At 61.7% G+C, this 16,293-nt stretch carries 16 protein-coding genes; 8 read left to right on the top strand and 8 right to left on the bottom strand.

From position 1 onward, the window contains the following. The first annotated feature begins 205 nt into the window (after window positions 1-205). Both FBZ97_RS00145 and dgoD read left to right on the top strand, forming a co-directional pair. On the top strand, window positions 206-1,000 hold the full coding sequence (locus FBZ97_RS00145) for a FadR/GntR family transcriptional regulator (RefSeq protein WP_145315894.1): 795 nt from the start codon (window positions 206-208) through the stop codon (window positions 998-1,000). Window positions 1,001-1,030: 30 nt separating this feature from the next. Then, window positions 1,031-2,179: a galactonate dehydratase gene (gene dgoD / locus FBZ97_RS00140; protein ID WP_106999017.1), complete on the top strand. Its 1,149-nt coding sequence runs from the start codon at window positions 1,031-1,033 to the stop codon at window positions 2,177-2,179. 325 nt (window positions 2,180-2,504) lie between these two features. Here the strand turns inward: dgoD and FBZ97_RS00135 are convergent, their stop codons facing one another. The 6 genes from FBZ97_RS00135 to FBZ97_RS00110 all read right to left on the bottom strand — a co-directional run bounded on the left by FBZ97_RS00135 (window position 2,505) and on the right by FBZ97_RS00110 (window position 6,730). Next, a complete protein-coding gene (locus FBZ97_RS00135) occupies window positions 2,505-3,221 on the bottom strand; it encodes a Bax inhibitor-1/YccA family protein (RefSeq protein WP_112341769.1) in 717 nt (238 codons plus the stop codon). A 22-nt stretch (window positions 3,222-3,243) separates the two neighbouring features. After that, on the bottom strand, window positions 3,244-4,014 hold the full coding sequence (locus FBZ97_RS00130; RefSeq protein ID WP_113389270.1) for an anti-sigma factor: 771 nt from the start codon (window positions 4,012-4,014) through the stop codon (window positions 3,244-3,246). Then, on the bottom strand, window positions 4,001-4,540 hold the full coding sequence (locus FBZ97_RS00125; protein WP_145315892.1) for a sigma-70 family RNA polymerase sigma factor: 540 nt from the start codon (window positions 4,538-4,540) through the stop codon (window positions 4,001-4,003). Before FBZ97_RS00125 ends, FBZ97_RS00130 begins: the two co-directional genes overlap by 14 nt. A 63-nt stretch (window positions 4,541-4,603) precedes the next feature. Next, window positions 4,604-5,527, bottom strand: a complete 924-nt coding sequence (locus tag FBZ97_RS00120; protein ID WP_145315890.1) for a bestrophin family protein — start codon at window positions 5,525-5,527, stop codon at window positions 4,604-4,606. 123 nt (window positions 5,528-5,650) lie between these two features. Next, complete coding sequence (gene msrA / locus FBZ97_RS00115; protein WP_145315888.1) at window positions 5,651-6,400, bottom strand: peptide-methionine (S)-S-oxide reductase MsrA; 750 nt, start codon at window positions 6,398-6,400, stop codon at window positions 5,651-5,653. 120 nt (window positions 6,401-6,520) lie between these two features. Continuing rightward, the gene (locus tag FBZ97_RS00110) at window positions 6,521-6,730 is read right to left on the bottom strand and encodes a SlyX family protein (RefSeq protein WP_069615920.1); all 210 of its coding nucleotides are present in this window, start codon (window positions 6,728-6,730) and stop codon (window positions 6,521-6,523) included. Window positions 6,731-6,964: 234 nt separating this feature from the next. On the opposite strand from FBZ97_RS00110, the gene FBZ97_RS00105 reads away from it, so the two are divergent. Genes FBZ97_RS00105 through FBZ97_RS00085 form a run of 5 tightly spaced genes read left to right on the top strand, consistent with a single transcriptional unit; the run spans window position 6,965 to window position 12,005 of the window. After that, complete coding sequence (locus FBZ97_RS00105; protein ID WP_145315886.1) at window positions 6,965-7,798, top strand: metallophosphoesterase; 834 nt, start codon at window positions 6,965-6,967, stop codon at window positions 7,796-7,798. After that, window positions 7,795-8,958: an ABC transporter ATP-binding protein gene (locus tag FBZ97_RS00100; protein ID WP_145315884.1), complete on the top strand. Its 1,164-nt coding sequence runs from the start codon at window positions 7,795-7,797 to the stop codon at window positions 8,956-8,958. Before FBZ97_RS00105 ends, FBZ97_RS00100 begins: the two co-directional genes overlap by 4 nt. After that, complete coding sequence (locus FBZ97_RS00095) at window positions 8,951-9,874, top strand: sugar ABC transporter permease (RefSeq protein ID WP_145315882.1); 924 nt, start codon at window positions 8,951-8,953, stop codon at window positions 9,872-9,874. Before FBZ97_RS00100 ends, FBZ97_RS00095 begins: the two co-directional genes overlap by 8 nt. After that, window positions 9,871-10,707 carry a carbohydrate ABC transporter permease gene (locus FBZ97_RS00090; protein ID WP_145315880.1) on the top strand — a complete coding sequence of 279 codons (837 nt, stop codon included), beginning with the start codon at window positions 9,871-9,873 and terminating at the stop codon, window positions 10,705-10,707. Before FBZ97_RS00095 ends, FBZ97_RS00090 begins: the two co-directional genes overlap by 4 nt. 32 nt (window positions 10,708-10,739) lie before the next feature. Beyond that, window positions 10,740-12,005 carry an ABC transporter substrate-binding protein gene (locus tag FBZ97_RS00085; protein WP_113354461.1) on the top strand — a complete coding sequence of 422 codons (1,266 nt, stop codon included), beginning with the start codon at window positions 10,740-10,742 and terminating at the stop codon, window positions 12,003-12,005. 71 nt (window positions 12,006-12,076) lie between these two features. Here FBZ97_RS00085 and FBZ97_RS00080 read toward each other — a convergent pair whose 3' ends face one another. Beyond that, window positions 12,077-13,060, bottom strand: a complete 984-nt coding sequence (locus FBZ97_RS00080) for a substrate-binding domain-containing protein (RefSeq protein WP_145315878.1) — start codon at window positions 13,058-13,060, stop codon at window positions 12,077-12,079. A gap of 251 nt (window positions 13,061-13,311) precedes the next feature. Between FBZ97_RS00080 and FBZ97_RS00075 the strand changes: the two genes are divergently transcribed. After that, window positions 13,312-14,226: a 3-hydroxyacyl-CoA dehydrogenase gene (locus tag FBZ97_RS00075; protein WP_113389325.1), complete on the top strand. Its 915-nt coding sequence runs from the start codon at window positions 13,312-13,314 to the stop codon at window positions 14,224-14,226. Between the two features lie 464 nt (window positions 14,227-14,690). Here FBZ97_RS00075 and FBZ97_RS00070 read toward each other — a convergent pair whose 3' ends face one another. Next, window positions 14,691-16,271 (bottom strand): aldehyde dehydrogenase (NADP(+)), encoded by a 1,581-nt coding sequence (locus FBZ97_RS00070; protein WP_145315876.1) that lies wholly within the window; start codon window positions 16,269-16,271, stop codon window positions 14,691-14,693. Window positions 16,272-16,293 lie beyond the last annotated feature (22 nt).

Raw genomic sequence — 16,293 nt, 5'->3', positions numbered from 1 at the left:
AGCATGGAGCGAGGGATTGTTCCCGGATAGCCTCACCGAAGCTTTTTTAAATCATCATACAAGCATATTGCCAATGTATGATGATTACCATATCATCGCGTTCACATGATCGCGAAGCGCGACAAGGCATCGCCCGCATGGAAGCCCCTCTCGTCGAAAGAGAAGGTATTCGGAAAAGCATGCGAAACGGTGTGGAGGAGATAGGGTGGAATCGCTCGAAAGACAGGGGCACGACTCATCGGCTCAGCCGGGTCGTCGTCCGCGCGTGCGCAGAAACGTGACGGCTGCGATCGCCGAAGATATCTGCGCCGAACGCTACCCCTCCGGCTCGACCCTACCGCGCGAAAACGATCTCTGCGAAATGTACGGCGTCAGCCGCACGGTCATCCGCGAATCCCTCAAGGTGCTGGAGTCCAAGGGGCTCGTGCGTGGCAAGCCGCGCATCGGCACCACCGTTTGCGACAAGGATGACTGGAACATTCTCGACCAGGACGTGCTGGCATGGATGGGTCCCTATATCGCGGATTTCGATATTCTCGGCTCCATTCTCGAAGCGCGCCGCACCATAGAGCCCGCCGCTGCAGAATATGCGGCCGAGCGCGCCACGGCCCGCGAAATTGCCGACCTGGAGAGTGCATGGCAGCAGATGCGCGACAGCGGCGATGATCCGGAAGGCTTTACCGAAGCCGACGTGACCTTCCACAGCGTACTTCTGAGCGCCAGTCACAACCAGGTGTTCCGGCGCCTCTCCAGCGCCATGCATGCCGGCCTGAAATATGCTCTGCACGCCTCCAACGTCGCCGCCGATAGCCGCGACGAAGCGATTGGCGTTCACGGCGAACTTGTCGAGGCACTGCGCCTGCGCGACCGCGATGCCGCCCGCGCCTGTGCCCATCGCATGCTCGATCTTGCCGCCCGCGATCTCGCTGTCGAACGACGGCTGGACGAAGGCCGGATAACCAATCCCGAAACCCGGAGATCTGCGGCCTTGCGCCGCTGACACAACCCAAAGCCAAACGGAATCATTCCCATGAAAATCACCAAGCTGACGACCTATATCGTTCCCCCGCGCTGGCTGTTCCTGAAGATCGAGACCGATGAAGGCATCGTCGGCTGGGGTGAGCCGGTGGTCGAGGGCCGTGCGCTGACCGTACAGGCCGCCGTGCACGAACTGGAAGACTATCTGATCGGCAAAGACCCCTTCCTGATCGAGGATCACTGGACCGTCATGTACCGCGCCGGTTTCTACCGCGGCGGCGCCGTTCACATGTCGGCGCTGGCCGGCATCGACCAGGCTCTCTGGGACATCAAGGGCAAGGCGCTGGGTCAGCCGATCCATTCGCTGCTCGGCGGTCAGGTGCGTGACAAGATCAAAGTCTATTCCTGGATCGGCGGCGACCGTCCCTCCGACGTCGCCAACAATGCCAAGGATGTGGTCGCCCGCGGCTTCAAGGCGATCAAGCTCAACGGCTGCGAGGAAATGCAGATCGTCGATACCTATGACAAGGTGGAGAAGGCTGTCGAAACCATCGCCACCATCCGCGAAGCGATCGGCCCCTACATCGGCATCGGCGTTGATTTCCACGGCCGCGTCCATCGTCCGATGGCCAAGGTGCTTGCCAAGGAGCTGGAACCCTATAAGCTGCTGTTCATCGAAGAGCCGGTGCTGTCGGAAAACCGCGAGGCGCTGAAGGAAATCGCCAATCATTGCTCGACGCCGATCGCCTTGGGTGAGCGTCTCTATTCGCGCTGGGACTTCAAGTCGGTCCTGTCTGACGGTTATGTCGACATTCTTCAGCCCGATCTCTCCCACGCAGGCGGCATCACCGAATGCCGCAAGATCGCGGCCATGGCCGAAGCCTATGACGTGGCGCTCGCCCCGCATTGCCCGCTCGGCCCGATCGCGCTTGCCGCCTGCCTGCAGGTCGATGCCGTCAGCTACAATGCCTTCATCCAGGAACAGAGCCTCGGCATCCACTACAACAAGGGCAACGACATCCTCGACTACATCTCCAACAAGGAGGTGTTCCACTATGCCGATGGTTTCGTTTCGATCCCGCAAGGTCCAGGCCTCGGCATCGAAGTCGACGAAGCCTATGTCATCGAGCGTGCCAAGGAAGGCCACCGCTGGCGCAACCCCGTCTGGCGCCATGAAGATGGCAGTGTCGCTGAGTGGTAAGACCACGCTCGTCACCTGATGGACGAGAAACCGCATATCATCCAATGATGAAAGGCCCGATGGCAGCAGATCTGCGCTATCGGGCCTTTTCTTTAGACGGTGCTCTCTTAATCCGGCACCTTCCCCTTTGCCGCGTGGCGGCGAATATCGCTGCACATCCCGTGTGCCGTTCTCCCAAAAAAGTTGCGCCTGCAGTATCGGCGCAGATACTGCAGGCGCGTCATGCGTCTCAACAAGCCCCCAGGGAGACGCATTACCGGAGCATGATCACCAAAGGCGTGGAGTGCCCTTTAGCTCTGACCATGCTCAAGCAGGCAATTTCAAACTACTCCCGCTCGCCGGTGAAATTCAGCAGCAGCTGGAAGATGTTGACGAAGTTCAGGTAGAGCGACAGGGCACCGAAGACGGCGAGCTTCTGCTGCGATTCCTGATCGTAGTTTTCGGCATACTGCTCCTTGATGTTCTGCGTATCCCAGGCGGTCAGGCCGACGAAGACGACGATACCGATGATCGAGATGGCGAACTGCAGTGCGCTCGAACCCAGAAAGATATTGACGATGCTGGCGATGATGACACCGAACAGACCCATCATCAGGAACGAGCCGATGTTCGAGAGATCACGCTTCGTCGTATAGCCGTAGAGGCTGGTCGCGCCGAACATGGTCGCGGCGATGAAGAAGGTACGCGCGATGCTCGTGCCGGTGAAAACCAGGAAGACGGAGGCCAGCGACAGGCCCATGACGGCACAGAAGGCCCAGAACATCATCTGCGCCGTGCTGGCCGACATCGACTGGATGCGGAACGAGAAGAAGAACACGAAGGCAAGCGGCGCCAGCATGACGACCCACTTCAGCGGGCTCTGGAAGATCGGCACATAGAGCGCCGGCGTCGTGCCGACGATCAGCGCGACGATACCCGTCACGACGAGGCCGATACCCATGTAGTTGTAGACGCGCAGCATGTGCCGGCGCAGCCCCTCGTCGAAGAGCGCCTGAGAGCCGGCGGCGGCTCCATAGCCGTATCGCGGATTGGTCGGGTTCATGGTCGTTCTCCTTTAATCCAAACTAGTAGAGGCTGCGGGCAAGCTTTTCGGCATCGCCGTCAAGCTGGCCCGCCTTGCCGTTGCCGATCAGCGCATAGGCGACTTCCCCGATCTGCCAATAGGCAGCCTGGACATCGTCACGCTTGATGTGACTGACATCCTGCACGGCGAAATTGCCCGGACGGACGGCAAACAGTGACAAATGTCCGTCTTCGCCGGCATCGACCATCATTTCGACGCTCGGACCGAATTCGGACGGATAGATTTGCGCATCGGTGACACGCCAGTCGCCCGGCAGCTGCGGCAAAATGATTGCCGTCGATGCGCGGATTTCATCCGGATTGTAATTTGCAGCCGCCGACTGCGGCTTGATTTCTTCGCGCACGGCCGTGGTCTTGTAGGCGCGCACAGCATCGTCGACGAAGGCCGGCGGCCGTGTCGACGCGCTGACCTCGCTCGCCGTAAAGGCGCCGAAGGACGTATGCGCAACCCAGCCGGTCGTGACCAGCACGGCAACGGCCGCAACACGCTGGAAAGAACCCAGCATACGGCCGTAGACCAGCCCGCGCTCCAGCCGCCGTGCGGCCTCACGCGTTTCCACCCGAACCACATGGCCTTCTCCGGCCAGGGCCATGCGCAGCTCGCCGCGGATGCTCATATCGGCCATTACCTTGGCGGCGATCTCCGGATGCTCCGAGAGATAGGATTCCACCTCGACACGGCGCGCAAGCGTCAGTTCGCCGTCGACATAGGCGTCGAGATCGGTATCGATGATCGGATCAACGATTTTCATTGCCGCCTCCCTCGATAAGCCTGAGATGTGAAATCTTCGAGGTAGCCTCCTCGAAACTACGCAGGCTCGCGCGAGCCCGGGCAATGCGGGACATCAGGGTGCCCAGAGGAATGCCAAGCGCGGATGCCGCCTCCTGATAGGAGAGATCCTCGATCGCCACGAGATGCAGCGCCTCGCGCTGCTCCTCGGGCAGACTGAAGAAGGCTTCACGGACCTGGTTCAGGCGAACCGTGTGATCCTGCGATGCCGGCAGTGCCGTTTCAAGATCGGCCGCAGCCTCCTCGTGACGGCGGTTCAACGACTTCTTCTGACGCAGGCGATCGATATGCACATTGTGCAGGATCGATAGCAGCCAGGTGCGCAGATTGCCGTCGCGCCTGAAAGAAGCCTTGCGCTCATAGGCCTTGACCAGCGCGTCATGCACCAGATCCTCGGCCTCGTCCGCGTTGCGCACGAGCGAGCGGGCATAACGTCTCAGCGAACCGAGCTGCCCCAAAACATCGAATGTGCGTCCTTTGCGTTCCATACACCTATATACGGAAGCACTCCGGATTCTATTCCATCGCCCAGCGAATATTTTTGCTGATTTTCACATCAGCAGGAAATCCTTGGGTTGGGGCAGCGGTGGCAGGTCGGTTTCTCCCAGCGCTTCGCGCAGATTGATCTCGATCGTATCCGCAAGCGCACCGATGGCGAGCGCATTGGGGCGATGGCCGAAAGGGTCTTCCAGCTCGTCGCCCAGCGCATCGAGACCGAAGAAGGTATAGGCTATGAGGGCCGTCACGAAGGGCGAGCCCCAGCCGAGCGTGTCGACATAGCCGAAAGGCAGCAGGAAACAGAAGAGATAGGCGGTGCGATGCAGAAGCAGCGTATAGCCGAACGGCAGCGGCGTATTACGCAGCCGCTCGCAGGCGGCCTGCGCGGCTCCCATCTGCCCGATGCTGATATCCAGCATCTGATATTGGATATCCGAAATGGTGCCCGATGCTTTCAATCGCGCCAGATCAGCGGACATCAGGCGCAGAATGAGATCAGGCTTGTTGCGGGCCGCATGGTAGAATTCCGCTTCGCTTGGAGCAAGCAGGCGAAACACCTTGCCCTCGTCGCTGCCGGGCCGCAGAAGACAGACCAGCGCCTGCGCGAAGGCCATCGTCAGGCGCAGCAGGTCCTTGCGCGCTTCGATGCCGGCCTCCCCTGCACTCTCCAGCACCAACGTCTGCCGGGCGAAGCCACGCGCGAGATGGACGAGCTGCCCCCAGTCGCGCCGCCCCTCCCACCAACGGTCGTAGCAGGCATTGTTGCGAAAACCGAGGAAGATCGAAAGCGCGATACCGAGCAGCGACAGCGCCGAGCCGTTGAAGGAGACGATGAGGTTCGGCCGCTCCTCATGGCCCCAGACGATCAATGCTGACAGCAGAAAGATGGCGATGATCTGCGGCAGGATACGCCGGATGATCGACCCACGAAGGATGAAGAAAAGCTGGAAAAGATTCGGCCGGTCGCGGACGATCATGACGAAACGCACTCTCGATGAATGTCTGATGGCGCAGCAATACACCAGACGCGCTGAGAGTAATGAGCATTTCTTGCAAGGCGGCCGTGACCGGCGGGCATCGCTCGCCGGTTAGGCGGACCCTCATTTCGCGCTCGCGCTTGCCGTCACCAGAACCGGATCGGCGCGATAATCCCCGGGAAAGAGATGCTGCAGGTTCTTAATCTTCGGCAGATCGTTGATGACGATGTACGGATACGTCGGATGCGTCGTCAGAAAATCCTGATGATAGCTCTCGGCGGCATAGAATTGCCGCGCCGGCTCGATCTTGGTGACGATCATGGCGTCGAAGACCTTGGCATGGTTGAGCTGATCGATATAGGCCTTGGCGATATCGGCCTGTGACTGGCTGGTCGGGAAAATCGCCGAGCGATATTGCGTCCCGGTATCCGGTCCCTGATAGTTCAGCTCCGTCGGATCATGCGCCACTGAGAAATAGATCTGCAGCAGATGGCCGTAGCTGATCTTGTGCGGATCGAAGACGATGCGCACGGATTCGGCATGGCCAGTGTCGCCACCGCTCACCATTTCATAATGCGCCGCATCCTTGCTGCCACCGGTATAGCCTGATGTCGCGCTGATGACGCCATTGACGTGCTGGAAGACGCCTTGCACGCCCCAGAAACAGCCGCCGGCAAGCACCGCCGTCTCCGTATTGGCGGAGGCTGCCTTCTCGTCCATGCTCGGTGCGGGAATGACACGCGCGTCCTCGGCCGAAGCACGGCCGACAAATTGCAGCGCAACGCCGCCAAGCAATACTGCCGCTGTCAGGCCGGCGAAGCGAACAAAGCGTGCTGAACGGAATCGGATCATGTCCGTCGATAAAATCTTCATGGTGATTTCCTCTCGACCGCGATGCAAATGCTCCGGTCACAAAGAAATACGGGAAGACAGGCTCTTTTGTTACACACGCCCGCGTGTAACACCGAAACGTGAATGACGCGGTGACCTGATTCAGTAATGCGGCGGCTTGGTAATGGCCGGCGCTTCGAGCGATTGTTCCTCCAGCGTCAAAAACCGCTCGGTCAGCCGGTCGAGCTTCTGCCTGGTCTGTTCGACGACCTTCCATTGCTCGGCAATCTGGTCGGAAAGCTCCTCGATCGTCTTGGCCTGATGGGCGACCGTCTCCTCAAGTTTGGTGATGCGGCTCTCTTCGTCTGACATGTCTGATCCCTTTCGCAACGATCTATAGCATCGAGGCGGCTGCGTACAATCCCGCAAGTCGATGTGAAGCGAACACTGGCGCCGTTTGACGGCGATATGACAAAACTGAAAAACAGCTGAAAAGACCTGTTACCTGACTGACATGGGCGCCTTCTAAAGAGAGCGCATAGACGCGCCCATTTGAAGGCAATCCCTTCCACAGGCGCACCATTCTGAAGACCTCGGAGAAGCGCCGTGAAGATCATCCAGATCACCGACACCCATTTGAGCCCCAACAAGCCACATTTCAACGGCAATTGGGAGCCGCTGGCGAAATGGATCGAGGCAAGCGGCGCCGATCTCGTCATTCATACCGGCGATCTCAGCGTTGACGGCGCCGACAAGGATGAAGATCTCGTCTTCTCCATGGAGATGATGCGGCAGGTCTCCGTGCCAATGCTCATCGTCCCCGGCAACCACGATGTCGGCCACCTGCCCGGCTCCTATCAGCCCGTCAATCCCGAACGGCTGGACCGCTGGCGCCGCCTCGTCGGCCCGGATTATTGGGCGAAGGACGTCGGCAACTGGCGCCTGATCGGCCTCAACAGCCTGCTCATGGGCTTCGAGGATGCCGAGGAGCAGAAGCAGTTCGACTGGCTGCAAGAGATACTCGAAAGCCGTGGCGAGCGTCGCATTGCCCTTTTCGCCCACAAGCCGCTCTTCGTGGATGCGCCCGATGAGGGCGATACCGGTTACTGGAGCGTGCGCCCGGCCCAGCGCCGCCGTCTCTACGATCTGATCGCGGCCCACGACGTCGCCCTCTTCGGCAGCGGCCACCTGCACTGGACCTGGGAAGGCCGCTTCAATGACACCAACCTGGTATGGGCACCGCCCGGCGCCTTCATCCTCGACAAGATGGAACGCGAAATGCCCGGCGAACGGCTGATCGGCGCAGCGATCCATGAACTTGGCGAAACGGTCTCGACGGAGCTCGTCGCCGTACCCGGCATGACTGCCTACTTCCTCGATGATGTCGTCATGGAAGTCTATCCGCAGGCCGCCCCCAAGGCAAAGGAGCCGACCGAATGAGCGCACTCTCGCTTCGCGGCATCGCCAAATCCTTCGGCGGCAACGCCATCCTCAAGGGCGTCGATCTCGACGTCCAGCCCGGCGAATTCATCGCCCTCGTCGGCCCCTCGGGCTGCGGCAAGAGCACGCTCTTGCGCATCCTCGCCGGTCTCGACCATGCCGACAGGGGCGAAATCATCCTCGGCCGCAGCGAGGTTTCCGGCGTTGCAGCTGCCGATCGCAACATCGCCATGGTCTTTCAGTCCTACGCGCTCTATCCGCATCTGACGGCCTCGGAAAACATTGCCGTGCCGCTCGCCATGCGCCGCCTGTCGCGCGTCCAGCGCCTGCCTTTCATCGGCTCGCTCATCCCCGGCCAGCGCGCGGCTCGCGCCGGCATCATCCGCGATGTCCGCGACATGGCCGTCTCGCTGAAGATCGATCACCTGCTCGACCGCAAGCCGGGCCAGATGTCGGGCGGCCAGCGTCAGCGCGTGGCGCTGGCCCGCGCCATGGTCCGCCGTCCCGCCGTCTTCCTCATGGACGAGCCGCTTTCCAATCTCGACGCCAATCTGCGTGTCCATGCCCGCGGTGAGATCGTCGATCTGCATCGCCGCGCGGGCGTGCCCACGGTCTACGTCACTCACGATCAGGCCGAGGCGCTGTCGATGGCCGACCGCATCGCCGTCATGATCGGCGGCCAGCTGCTGCAGCTCGCCTCGCCGCAGACGATCTATGACGACCCGGCCCATGTGGAAGTCGCCCGTTTTGTCGGACAGCCGCGCATCAATCTGCTGCCGGCGCGCGCCGAAAACGGCACCGTCGCCTTCGGCGGCATCCGGCTGGCGCTCGAAGACAGCAGCTTTGCCGGCAGGAATGTGACCCTCGGCATTCGCCCGGAATTCGTGCAGCTCTCCCAGGACCGCCAGGATGCGCTCGCCGCCCATATCGAGCGCATGGAATTCCTCGGCTCCGAAGTCATCCTCTATGCCAAGCTCGACGCCATCGGCGAAACCATGGTCGTCAAGCTCGCACCGGCAGAAGTTGCAGGCCTATCCGCCGGCATGCCGGTTGCGCTGACGCTTGCAGCCGAACAGGCACTGGTCTTCGCCGAAGACGGCCGCCGCCTGCGCGCGAGCCCCACAGCCGTCGACACCACACGGGAGAAGGCGCATGGCTAGCATTGCCGCCACATCCGTACCGATGCAGACGGCCGCGGCACGCGAACGCAGCGAGGCCCGTACGGCTCTCCTCTTTGCCCTGCCCGCCATCATCCTGATCGTGCTCTTCATCATCGTGCCGATCGTCGCCGTCGTCGTACTCGGCTTCACGGATTTCCAGCTCGGCGACAAGAGCCTGCGTTTCGTGGCTTTTGAGAACTACGCGCATCTGCTTCGCGACCGCGCCTTCCAGAAATCGCTCTGGAACACGGCGACCTACACCGCCATCGTGGCACCCGTCTCGATCGTGCTCGGCCTCGGCGTCGCGTTGCTGATCGAGAGCGAAGGCATCGGCCGCAGCTTCTTCCGCACGGCCTATTTCCTGCCCGTCGCCTCGCTGATCGTCGCGATGGCGACCGTCTGGCAATATCTCTTCCATCCGACGATCGGCCCGATCAACACGCTGCTCGGCGAGATCGGCGTGCGTGGCCCTAACTGGCTCGGCGCCTCGGCGACCGCGCTCTACAGCCTGTCGATCATCGGCGTGTGGCAATCGGTCGGCTTCAACATGGTGCTGTTTCTCGCAGGCCTCACCGCCATCCCGCGTGAACTCTACGCCGCAGCCGAAGTCGATGGTGCGAAATCGGCCTGGGACCGCTTCTGGCTCGTCACCTGCCCGATGCTCGGGCCGACGACGCTGTTTGTGACCACAATCAGCATCATCAATGCGGTGAAGGTCTTCGACACCGTAAAGGCCCTGACCGACGGCGGCCCGAACCATGCCTCCGAAGTCCTGCTCTTCACCATCTACCAGGAAGGCTTCGTCTATCTCCGCGTCGGTTATGCCTCGGCAATGACCACGGTGTTTCTCGCTATCCTCGTGGTGCTGACCTTCCTGCAATATCGCGTCCAAGACCGGCAGGTGCATTACACATGACCTCGACAGGCTACACTCCCGGCCGCATCCTGCGCCTCTCTCTGCTGATCCTGGGCTCGCTCGTCTTCCTCGCGCCCTACATCTTCATGATCTCGACCGCCGGCAAGGCGCAGGACGATATCTTCACTTCGGCACTAAAGCTGATCCCGACGCATTTCTATTACGTCGAGAACATCGCCAAGGCGCTGAGCAAGGTTTCGATGGGCACGCTGCTGTTCAACGGCGTCTTCGTCTGCGGCCTGATCTTCTTCTTCCAGGTGCTGATCGCCATCCCCTGCGCCTATGCCATGGCGAAGCTGAAATTCCCGGCGGCACGCACCATGATGGTGCTGGTCATGCTCGGGCTGCTGATCCCGATCCATGCGACAGCGCTGCCGCTCTATGTCGGCTTCAACAGCCTGTCGCTGCTGAACAGCTATGCCGCCCTAGTCGCGCCCTTCTCGATCTCGGTCTTCGCGATCTTCATGTTCCTGCAGTTCTTCCGCGCCATGCCTGACGATCTGATCCATGCTGCCCGCCTCGACGGCATGTCGGAAATCGGCATCGTCGCCCGCGTCATCGTGCCGAATGCTTGGCCGGCAGTCACGGCTTTCGCGATCTTCTCGGTCGTCGCGCACTGGAACGACCTCTACTGGCCGCTGATCGTCATCACCAAGCAGGAATATTTCACGCCGCCGCTGGGTCTCATGTATTTCCGCGCCGCCGAAGCCGGCGACGACTACGGCGCGCTGATGGCTGCAACCCTCATCATCACCCTTCCCCTCGTCGCGGCATTCCTTCTGGCACAGAAGCGTTTCGTCGAGGGCATCACCATGACCGGTCTCAAGGGCTGACCGGTTCGAAATTTGAAAACGGAGAACGAGCGATGAAGCATATCACCCAGATTCTCGCCGCCGCGGCCATTTCCATGGTCGTGTCGGTCCCGGCCTATGCCGAAACCACCCTGACGGTTCACTATCCCATGCCCGGCTTCTTCAAGAACGTGATGGACACGATCTCGAAGAAGTTCATGGAGGAAAATCCCGACATCAAGATCCAGTTCGCCGCTCCCTCGGCCACCTATGAGGAAGGCATCCAGACCATCCTGCGCCAGGCCGGCACCAGCGAGATGCCCGATGTCACCTTCATCGGCCTCAACCGTCTGCGCATGATCGACGAGCGCAATGTCGCCGTCGATCTCGGCCCCCTCGTCAAGAAAGAGGGCAACATGGCCGAGCAAGGCTTCTCGGACACGATCCTGAAGCTCGCCCAGGTCAAGGGCAAGCAGGTCGGCCTCGCCTTCGCGACGTCCAACCCGATCATGTATTACAACGCCGACCTGGTGAAGGCTGCCGGCGGCAACCCGGACAACCCGCCGAAGACCTGGGACGAGGTCATCGCGCTTGCCGGCAAGATCAAGGCGCTCGGCAACGGCGTCGACGGCATGGACTTCCGCTGGCAGGGCGACGACTGGATGTTCTCCGCCCTCCTCTTCGGCGCCGGCGGCAAGATGCTGAGCGACGACGAGACGAAGGTGGCCTTCAACGGTCCCGAGGGCCAGAAGGCCGTCGAACTGATCCAGCGCTTCGTCAAGGAAGGCGGCATGCCGGTCTTCACCAAGGCTGCCGGCGAACAGGCCTTTGCTGCGGGCAAGGTCGGCTTCGAATTCCAGACGACCGGCGCGCTCGTCAACACCATCAAGAATGTCGGCGCCAAGTTCGACCTGCGCACTGCCAAGCTACCGCTGATCGACCCGGTCAACGGCCGCCTGCCGACGGGCGGCAACGCCGTCGTCATCCTGACCCACGACCCGGTCAAGGAAGAAGCCGCCTGGAAGTTCGCCAAGTTCGCCGCCGGCCCCTATGGCGCCTCTGTCGTCGTTCCCGGTACCGGCTATGTTCCGAACAATGAGCTTGCTGCCAAGTCGGCCGAATATCTCGGCGACTTCTACAAGAAGAACCCGCTGTTCCAGGCCGGCCTCAGCCAAATGTCGATCATGGTTCCCTGGTACGCCTTCCCCGGCTCCAACGGCGTCAAGGTCACGCAGACCATCGTCGACAACCTCTCGCGCATCGTCGATGGCTCGGCAGAGCCGAAGGAAGCGCTCGACGACGCCGCTTCCGACGTCGAGGGCCTGCTGCCACGCAGCTGATCTTTCGAACCCATCTGAAACATCCGCGCCGCCTCTTAACGAGAGGCGGCGTTTTCATATGCAAAGGTATGTCAGGATTGGAGGGTGAGATTGCGCACCGTTCCGCCGGAACGCAGCCGATAGGGCACGGTCAGATGACGCGGCGGCGCGGCATTCTCAGCCATATCGAGCAGCAGCGAGGCGGCAGCGGCACCCATGGTTCCATCCGGAATTTCCACCGTCGTCAGGGACACCTCACCCAGAAAACCGAGGGAAATCCCGTCGAAGCCGGCGACAGAAATATCGCGCGGGATCGAAAGACCCTGACGCCGGAGCGCGCCCATGACGCCGAGCGCCAGAAGATCGTTGGAGGCAATGATCGCCGTCGGACCGAACCGGGAAACGGCATCCGAAAGATCGAGCTGTTCCAGGCTATTCACGAAGGAAATCTCCAGGGCATCGAGAGGCTGTTGCCCCGCCCCTTCCATCGCCCTGATATAGCCGAGATAGCGTAGCTTGGCTCGATCCGATGCCGCGAAGTGGCCTGATATGAACAGGATACGGCGGTGCCCCCTTTGCAGGAGGTGCTCGGTCAGGTCCCGGCCTGCACCGAAATTATCGGTCGCGACCGCAGCTGTGAAGCGGCTGGTCGGAAGATTTCCGAGCAGCACGGTCGGCGGGAGGGCGGATGACAGGACCAGACTGCGTTCGGGATCGCAGAGCGTGAGGATCAACCCAGTCGGCTGCTGCTGGAGCAGCGAGGCGACGGCATCGACCTCCTGTGCTGGATCGTAGTTCGATTGCGCGATCAGCACGCTATGCCCCGCGTGAAGGGCTCGGTTCTGGATACTCGAGAGCGAAGCTGCGAAAACCGGATTGGTGATGCTGGGAATGAGCACGCCGATCGCCGGCCGGCCATTGGCGCTGCGACTGCCGGCGCGATAGCCAAGCTCTGCCGCCGCCCGGCGCACTCGCCGTACCATCTCGTCGCTGACCGGACCGGTGCGATTCATCACCCGGCTGGCGGTCGCAACGGAACAACCGGCGCGAAAGGCGACCTGCTGGAGCGTCGACATGATATCAATCACCTCCGGCTTCGGTGTCAGCCCTCGACTGGTGCAGCCCTAAGGGAATGTCGGGGATTTATATCAGGCCGATGACACTTATTTGACAGCCCTCCGCGCGCACCGCGACAATCCGACCCTTGATCTTTGCTGCAGCGCAGCAGATGCTCGTCCCGCTCGCAGCCGCCAATGATGCTGTCATCAACCGATGCCATGATTGCCGCACTGTGATCCGCAGATCCGCCCCTCGAAAGGATGCTCTCATGTCAGAAGCACGGACGCCTGCCTCCACCACCGACAAGATCGAAAGACTGTTTTTCCTCGATATCAACGACGGACGAATCCTCTCCTCCGCCATCGACGGCACCGATTTGAAGCTCATCGTCCAGCGGCAGGGCCGCAGCCCAGACGGCATTCTCGTCGACAGCGAGAACGGCTGGATCTATTGGACGGAGATGGGCAACGACTACAACGCCCATGATGGCTCCATCGAGCGCATGGACCTCGACGGCGGCAACCACATCACGCTGATCCCGCCGGGCAGCACGCTCGTCACGCCGAAGCAGATCCAGCTCGACCGCGACAACGGCAAGCTCTATTGGTGCGACCGCGAAGGCATGCGCGTCATGCGCGCCAATATCGACGGCAGCGATATCGAAACCCTTGTGCAGAACGGCGACAGCCCGGAAGATAGTGCCGATATTGAACGCTGGTGCGTCGGCATTGCCCTCGATCTGCCACTCGGCCAGATCTATTGGACCCAGAAAGGACCGCCGGATGCCGGTCTCGGCCGCATCTTCCGTGCCGGCATCAATATTCCTGCCGGAGAAACCGCCACCAGCCGCAGCGACATCGAAACTCTGTTGGACAAGCTGCCGGAACCGATCGACCTCGAACTGGATCTCGCCACTCGCACGATCTACTGGACCGACCGCGGCAATCTTCCGCGCGGCAATACCGTCAACCGCGCAGCGATGAACGATATCGCCGCAACCTCCGAAGTCGTCCTCGAGGGCCTGGACGAAGGCATCGGCCTCTCACTCGATCTCCCCAACAACCGCATGTTCTTCACGGACATCGGCGGCAATCTCTATTCCGCCAGCCTCGATGGTTCGGGCGAGCGAGAACTGCTGCATCATGCCGGCTCGTTCACAGGGATTGTTTACGCAGAGATTTGAGGTTGGAATATGCTTTGTGTGCCTAGCGTGGCGCTTTGGGGCCGACCCTCGTCCTTCGAGGGGCACTCCTTCGCCAAGCTCAGTCGCTCCCGCCTCAGGATGAGGGCGGAACAAGCCGCTCGCCTGAAGCAATGATGCTGAAGCTATTTTTATTTGGTGCGTTTGGTGGAAGAGAGTAGCCCTCACCCTGAGGAGCAGGGCTATCGCATATGGAGGCGGATGAGCACCATAAGCTCCTTCTCCCCTTGGGGAGAAGGTGGCCCGAAGGGTCGGATGAGGGGGTTATCGATTTGAATTCATGGATTTTTGTGGTCTTGGCAGGCACCCCCTCATCCGCCTGGCGGCACCTTCTCCCCGCTGGGGAGAAGGGGACGGCGGCGATCTCCGCTCATATGCGATAGCCCTGCCCTGAGGAGGGTCCGAAGGACCCCTCGAAGGGCGAGGGCGGATGAGGTTCTGATCAGTTACTTGCGCACGCCATCCAGCAGATGCGGCAGCGACTTCACCCCATCGTCACGCAGCTCAGCCGGCAGCAAACCTTCCGGCAGATCCTGATAGGAGACCGGGCGCAGGAAGCGGCGGATGGCGAGCGTGCCGACCGAGGTCGTGCGGCTGTCCGAGGTCGCCGGGAAAGGCCCGCCATGCACCATGGCATGGGAGACTTCGACACCGGTCGGCCAGCCATTGGCGAGGATGCGCCCAGCCCTGCGCTCCAGCACCGGCACCAGCTTGGCGGCCGTCGCATAGTCATCCGCTTCGACCTGCAGCGTCGCGGTCAGCTGGCCCTCGAGCTTTTCCGCAACGGCGATCATCTGATCGACGTCTTTGCAACGCACGAGAAGGCTTGCTGCGCCGAAAACTTCGTGGCCCAGACGCTCGTCGGCGAGGAACTCCTCCGCTTCTGTCTCGAAGAAGATGCCCGGGCTCCGGTTGACGCCTTCGGCCGGGGCGCCGTGAGCGACGGTCTTGACAGCCTCATGTTCCGCCAAAGCCGCAACGCCCTTGTCGAAGGCGGCGTGAATGCCTGGTGTCAGCATCGGTGCGGGCGCACGGCCGCTCAGCGCATCGCCTGCGGCCTGGACGAAGCGGTCGAGATCGGGGCTCTCGATTGCAAAAAGCAGGCCCGGATTGGTGCAGAACTGACCGGCACCAAGCGTCAGGGAATCGATGAAGCCGGTCCCGATCGCCTCGGCGCGCGCGGCAAGTGCTGCCGGGAAGAGGAAGACGGGATTGACGCTGCTCATCTCGGCATAGACCGGGATAGGTTCCGGCCGGGCAGCGGCAATAGCGCCAAGCGCCAGACCGCCGCCGCGCGAGCCGGTGAAGCCGACTGCCTTGATGCGGGGATCGCGCACCAGCGCCGCACCGGTCTCGTTGGCGCCGGTCAGCAGCGAGAATGTGCCTTCCGGCAGACCGCAAGCGGCGACGGCGGCGCGAATGGCGCGGCCGACAAGCTCGCCCGTCCCCGGATGGGCAAGGTGACCCTTGACGACGACGGGGCAGCCGGCGGCAAGAGCCGAAGCCGTATCACCACCAGCAACCGAGAAGGCGAGCGGGAAGTTGCTGGCGCCGAAGACGGCGACCGGACCGAGCGGGATCTGGCGCAGACGCAGGTCCGGCCGCGGCAGCGGCTTGCGCTCCGGCAAGGCCGGATCGACGCGCAGATCGAGCCATTCACCGGCACGGACCACCTGTGCGAAGAGCCGCAACTGGCCGACGGTGCGGGCGCGCTCACCCTGCAGACGCGCCACCGGCAGGCCGGTCTCTTCCGTCGCCCGCTCGATCAGTGCATCGCCGATTTCCATGATATTGTCGGCAATCTTTTCGAGGAATGCTGCGCGCTGTTCGGGAGTGGTCGCACGGTAAACGTCAAACGCCTGCGCCGCCAGTTCGCACGCCTTGGCAACTTCGCTCTCGCCGGCGATCGCAAAAGCCGGCTCCAAGCTTGCGCCGGTTGCCGGGTTGATGGCACGCACGGTTCTGTTGCCGCCGGTGGAATCTGAGCCGATCAGCAGATCGCCGCGAATCTCGAAAGACTGTGTCATGGGTATTCCTTAATGATGTCGG

Source organism: Rhizobium sp. ERR 942, from assembly GCF_007828395.1.
Taxonomy (GTDB): Bacteria; Pseudomonadota; Alphaproteobacteria; order Rhizobiales; family Rhizobiaceae; genus Rhizobium; species Rhizobium dioscoreae.
This window is presented reverse-complemented; position numbering and strand designations above follow the sequence as displayed.